The 5493-nt window shown below is 72.4% G+C and carries 5 protein-coding genes; all 5 read right to left on the bottom strand.

Translation table 11 applies throughout. From position 1 onward, the window contains the following. Positions 1-73: 73 nt before the first annotated feature. Entirely contained in the window at positions 74-2029 is a 1956-nt protein-coding gene (locus RIM90_RS18465; RefSeq protein WP_309061817.1) for a substrate-binding domain-containing protein, read from the bottom strand. Beyond that, a complete protein-coding gene (locus tag RIM90_RS18460) occupies positions 2019-3569 on the bottom strand; it encodes a sugar ABC transporter ATP-binding protein (protein WP_309061816.1) in 1551 nt (516 codons plus the stop codon). The genes RIM90_RS18465 and RIM90_RS18460 overlap by 11 nt, the downstream gene beginning before the upstream one ends. Then, positions 3566-4600, bottom strand: a complete 1035-nt coding sequence (locus RIM90_RS18455) for a LacI family DNA-binding transcriptional regulator (RefSeq protein ID WP_309061815.1) — start codon at positions 4598-4600, stop codon at positions 3566-3568. The genes RIM90_RS18460 and RIM90_RS18455 overlap by 4 nt, the downstream gene beginning before the upstream one ends. A gap of 152 nt (positions 4601-4752) precedes the next feature. Next, positions 4753-4878 (bottom strand): hypothetical protein, encoded by a 126-nt coding sequence (locus tag RIM90_RS18450; RefSeq protein ID WP_309061814.1) that lies wholly within the window; start codon positions 4876-4878, stop codon positions 4753-4755. A 17-nt stretch (positions 4879-4895) separates the two neighbouring features. Then, on the bottom strand, positions 4896-5493 hold a 598-nt coding region (locus RIM90_RS18445; protein WP_309061813.1), incomplete at its 5' end, for an SMP-30/gluconolactonase/LRE family protein.

The following is a 5493-nucleotide window of genomic DNA, read 5'->3' as shown; positions in this document are numbered from 1 at the left end:
CGTGGCTCCCCACTGGGTCGTGGGGGGGCGGGCGGTCGTCGTGACCGCCCGCCCCCGGTCCTTCTCGCCGGTGTCAGCCGCCGAAGCCGGCCACGTTCTCCTTCGTGACCACCTCCACCGGAACCTTCACCGTCCCGCTGACCTTCTTGCCCTCGGCCGCGCGCAGCGCGTTGTCCACCGCGATCCTGCCCAGTTCCCTCGGCACCTGCGCGACGGACGCGTACAGCGTGCCCTCCTCGACCGCCCTGAGGCCGTCCGGCGTGCCGTCGAACCCGACGACCTGGACCGACTTCCCGGCCTTGGAACCGAGCGCCTTGATCGCGCCGAGCGCCATCTCGTCGTTCTCGGCGAACACGCCGTCGATGTCCGGGTGGGCCTGGAGCAGGTTGGTCATCACGTCGAGGCCCTTGGTGCGGTCGAAGTCGGCGGGCTGCTTGGCGACCACCTTGATGCCCGGGTAGTCCTTCAGGCCCTCGGCGAAGCCCGCGCCGCGCTCCCGGCTGGCGGAGGTGCCGGCCTGGCCCTGGAGGATCACGATGGTGCCCTCGCCGCCCAGCTTCTCGGCGAGCGCCTCGGCGCCCAGCCGGCCGCCGGCGACGTTGTCGGAGGCGACCAGGGCGGCCGTCTCGGCCTCGTTGACGCCCCGGTCCACGGCGATCACGGGGATGCCGGAGTTGTTGGCGGAGCGCACCGAGGGGCCGGCCGCGTCCGAGTCCACCGGGTTGACGATGATCGCGCCGAGGCCTCCGCTGGTGAAGTTCTGCAGGTGGTTGGCCTGCTGGGAGGCGTCGTTCTGCGCGTCCGTGACGGTCAGGTCCACGCCCCGCTTCTTCGCCTCCTCCTCGGCGCCGGCCCGGATCTGCACGAAGAACGGGTTGTTCAGCGTCGACAGGGACAGGCCGACCTTGTCGTTCTTCGCCGCCGAGGTGCCGTTGTGCAGGAAGGACATCGCGCCGACGACCGCCGCCGCGACCACCGCGGCCAGCACGTAGGTGGCCGCCTGCTTCCTGCGGTTCCCCCCGCCGGACGTGCCGGCGGCCACCGGGGCGGCGCCCGCCTTGCGGCGCAGCGTGTCGAAGAGCACCGCCAGCGCGATCACCACACCGATGACGACCTGCTGCCAGAACGCCGACACCGACAGGAGGTTGAGGCCGTTGCGCAGCACCGCCAGGATCAGCGCGCCGATCAGCGTCCCGGACGCCTTGCCGGTGCCGCCCGCGAGCGAGGCACCGCCGATGACGACCGCGGCGATCGCGTCCAGCTCGTAGCCCTGCGCGGCCTGCGGCTGCGCGGAGGACAGCCGGGCGGCGAGCACGATGCCCGCGGCGGCGGCGAACAGGCCGGACAGCGCGTAGATGGCGAGCTTCTGCTTCTTCACCCGCAGCCCGGACAGCCGGGCCGCCTCCTCGTTGCCGCCGATGGCGTACATGGAGCGGCCGATGTAGGTCCGGCCCAGGACGAACGCCGTGATCAGCCCCATGACGACCATCACCAGCACCGGCACCGGCAGCCAGCCGCCGAGGGTGTCACCGAGGTGCGAGACGGAGCCCGGGAAGGGGATCGGGGAGCCCTGCGAGATCACCAGGGACAGACCGCGGGCCACCGACAGCATGGCCAGCGTCGCGATGAACGACGGCAGTTTGCCGTACGAGACCAGGAAGCCGTTGACCAGACCGCAGGCGATGCCCGTGGCGACGGCCAGCAGGACCGCCAGGACCACCGGGACGCCCTGCGAGGTGGCGCTCCAGGCCAGCACGGTGGCCGACAGGGCGGCGACCGAGCCGACCGACAGGTCGATGCCCGCGGAGACGATGACGAAGGTGACGCCGAAGGCGAGGATCGCGGTGACCGCCGCCTGCACACCGATGTTGAGCAGGTTGTCGGTCGTCAGGAAGTCGCCGGACAGCGCCGACATGGCGATGACCAGGACGATGAGCGCGGTGAGCGCCCCGTTGTCCAGCAGCAGGCGGCGCAGGCCGCCCGAGGCGCCACCCGCGCCCGTCCGGCTCTTGAGCGTGTCAGCGGCCACGGGGGGCCTCCTTGTCGGTCTTGTCGGGGTCGGAGTCGGGGTCGGAAGGGGAGGGGGTGCCGACGGCGAGCGCCATCACGGCGTCCTGCGTGGCCTGTTCGGCGGCCAGCTCGCCGGCGATCCGGCCCTGGGCCATCACCAGCACCCGGTCGCTCATGCCGAGCACCTCGGGCAGGTCGCTGGAGATCATCAGGACGGCGGCGCCGGCGGCGGTGAGTTCGTTGACGAGCTGGTAGATCTCGACCTTGGCGCCGACGTCGATGCCGCGCGTGGGCTCGTCGAGGATGAGCACCCTGGTGTCCGCCAGCAGCCACTTGCCGATGACGACCTTCTGCTGGTTGCCGCCGGAGAGCGTGCGCACGTGCTGCCCGAGGCCCGCCATCCGCACGCCGAGCTGTTCGGCGATCCGGGCCGCCGCCGCGCGCTGCCCCTTGAGGTCGACGAGTCCCGCGCGGGTGGCCGAACGCAGCGTCACCAGGCCCAGGTTCTCCTCGACGGAGGCGTCCAGGACGAGTCCCTGGCCCTTGCGGTCCTCGGGGACCAGCCCGATGCCCGCCTCCATGGCGGCGTTCACGTCGTGGCGGCGCAGCGCGCTGCCCGCGACCTCCACGGTCCCCTCGTCGTAGGGATCGGCGCCGAACACGGCCCGCACGACCTCGGTACGGCCGGCCCCGACCAGGCCCGCGATGCCGACGACCTCCCCGGCGCGCACCTCGAAGCTCACGTCGTGGAAGACGCCGTCGCGGGTGAGTCCCTCGACCCGGAGCAGCGCCTCGCCGGTCTCCGGCCGTGTCCGCGGGTACTGCTGCTCGATCGACCGCCCCACCATGAGCCGGACCAGCTCGTCCTCGGGCGTGGACGCCGGGACCTGCCCGACGCTCCTCCCGTCCCGGATGACGGTGACGCGGTCGCCCAGGGCGGCGATCTCCTCCAGGTGGTGCGTGATGAACACGATGCCCACGCCGTCCTCGCGCAGCCTGCGCACGATGGCGAACAGCTTCTCGACCTCCTCGGAGGTCAGCACGGCGGTCGGCTCGTCCATGATCAGCACGCGCGCGTTCAGGCTGAGCGCCTTGGCGATCTCCACCATCTGCAGCCGCGCGATGCCGAGTTCGCGCACCCGCGCGCGGGGCGACACGCTGACGCCGACGCGCTCCAGGAGGACGGCGGCCTCGGCCTCCATCGTCTTCCGGTCGATCATCCCGAAGCGGCGCGGCTGCCGCCCCAGGAAGATGTTCTCGGCGACCGTCAGGTCGGGAACGAGGTTGAACTCCTGGTAGATGGTGGCGATCCCGAGCCGCTCGGAGTCCTGCGCACCGGCGATGCGCACCTCCTCGCCGCCGGCCAGGATGCGGCCCGCGTCGGGCGTGTAGGCGCCGGAGAGCATCTTGATGAGGGTGCTCTTGCCCGCGCCGTTCTCGCCGAGCAGCACGTGCACCTCGCCCCGGCGCAGGTCGAAGTCGACGCCGTCGAGGGCGACCACGCCCGGGAAGGTCTTGCGGATGCCCTCGATGCGCAGCAACTCGTCCGGGTTGCTCACGACGTACTCCTTCGTACGGGGGACGGGGACGGTGAGGGGCCCGGCTCGCCGCACGAGCGGCGTACGACGAGCCGGGCGGGGAGGGTGACGGACTCGCCGGGGCGGCCCTCGATGCGGTCGACCAGCGCGCGCACGGCGGCCCGCCCCAGCGCGCCCGTGGGCTGGGCGATCGCGGTGACCGGCGGATCGGTGTGCACGAACCAGCGGATGTCGTCGAACGCGGCCAGCGCGATGTCGTCGGGCACCCGCAGTCCGCGCGCGCGGACTGCGTCCAGCGCGCCGAGCGCCATCAGGTTGTCGGCGGCGAAGATCACCTCGGGAGGTTCGGCCAGGTCCAGGAAGCCCTCGGTGACGCGGCGGCCGCTCTCGGCCTGGAAGTCGCCCTGGCCCGTGTAGGCGTCGGGGAGGTCCAGTCCGTGCTCGCGCAGCGCCGCGCGGAAGGCGTCCACGCGTTCCCGGCCGGTCGTGGTCGCCGCCGGGCCCGCGATGATCGCCAGCCGCCGGTGTCCGAGCCGGTGCAGATGCGTCACGAGGTCCCGCACGGCCGACTGCCCGTCCGACCGTACGACCGGCACCTCCACGCCCGGGATCCACCGGTCGACGAACACCATCGGCGTGCCCGCGCGGGCGGCGTCCAGCATCAGCGGCGAACCGCCGTCGGTGGGGGAGACCAGCAGCCCGTCGATCCGGCGGTCCAGCAGGGTCCGCACGTGGTGGTCCTGGAGGTCGGGCCGCTCGTCGGCGTTGCCGATGATCACGCTGTAGCCGAGGGCGCGGGCCTCCTCCTCGACGGAGCGGGCCAGTTCGGTGAAGTACGGGTTCAGCACGTCGCTGATGACCAGGCCGAGGGTGCGGGTCTGGTCGGTGCGCAGCGACCGTGCGACGGCGTTCGGGCGGTAGCCCAGCGTCTCGACGGCGGCCAGCACGCGCGTGCGGGCGTCCGCGCTGACCGACGGATGGTCGTTCAGGACGCGCGACACCGTGGCGACGGACACCCCGGCCTCCGCGGCGACGTCCTTGATGCTCGCCATCGCCGTTCCACCTCCTCGTGGAATCGATTACACGAGGAATTGGAATCGATTACACGCGTGGTGGGCAAGGGGGAGAGGTGGCCGAAACTCAATCGTGATGTCGCCGACGCGAACCCGCGGCGGCCCCGTCGCGGACGGCGCCGGCTCCTGGATCAGACGCAGGGGCCGCGCTCGGCGGGCTGGACCGGCCAGGCCGGCCGCACCCGGCGGGCGACGCTCGTCGAGCGCGGCGGCCCGGGGGACTGCGTGCCGGAGTGGACGGCGGGCGCGTTCACCATGTCGGCTTCGGTGACCTTCAGCGGCCGGCGGACGGACGGGCGGCGGCCGGCAGGGCGGGCGTGCCGGTGACGGACATCACGAGGGAGTACAGGGCGGTGTCGGCGGCGATGAACAGGCGGTTGCGCTTGGCGCCGCCGAAGCGGATGTTGGCGACGGTGCCGGGGACCAGAAGACGGCCGAGGAGGGTGCCGTCGGGGTCGTAGCAGTGCACGCCGCCGTCCATGGCGGCGGCCCAGAGGCGGCCGGTGTCGTCGAAGCGAATGTTGTCGAACTTGCCGATCCGGCCCTCGGCGAAGATCTCGCCGCGGCCGAGGGTGCCGTCGTCGCGGACGTCGAAGACGCGGATGTGGTTGGCGCGGCTGTCGGAGACGTACAGCCGGGTCTCGTCGGGAGAGAAGACCAGGCCGTTGGGGCCCTGGAAGCCGTCGGCGACCAGCGTGACCGCACCGGTGCGGGGGTCGATGCGGTAGACGTTGCAGGCGCCGAGCTCGCTCTCGGCGCGGTGGCCCTCGTAGTCGGAGACGATCCCGAAGTCGGGGTCGGAGAACCAGATCGAGCCGTCGGACTTCACGGCGGCGTCGTTCGGGCTGTTGAGCCGCTTGCCCTGGAAGCGG

Origin of the sequence: Streptomyces sp., assembly GCF_031181555.1 — a bacterium.
GTDB classification, from domain to species: domain Bacteria; phylum Actinomycetota; class Actinomycetes; order Streptomycetales; family Streptomycetaceae; genus Streptomyces; species Streptomyces fimbriatus.
This window is presented reverse-complemented; position numbering and strand designations above follow the sequence as displayed.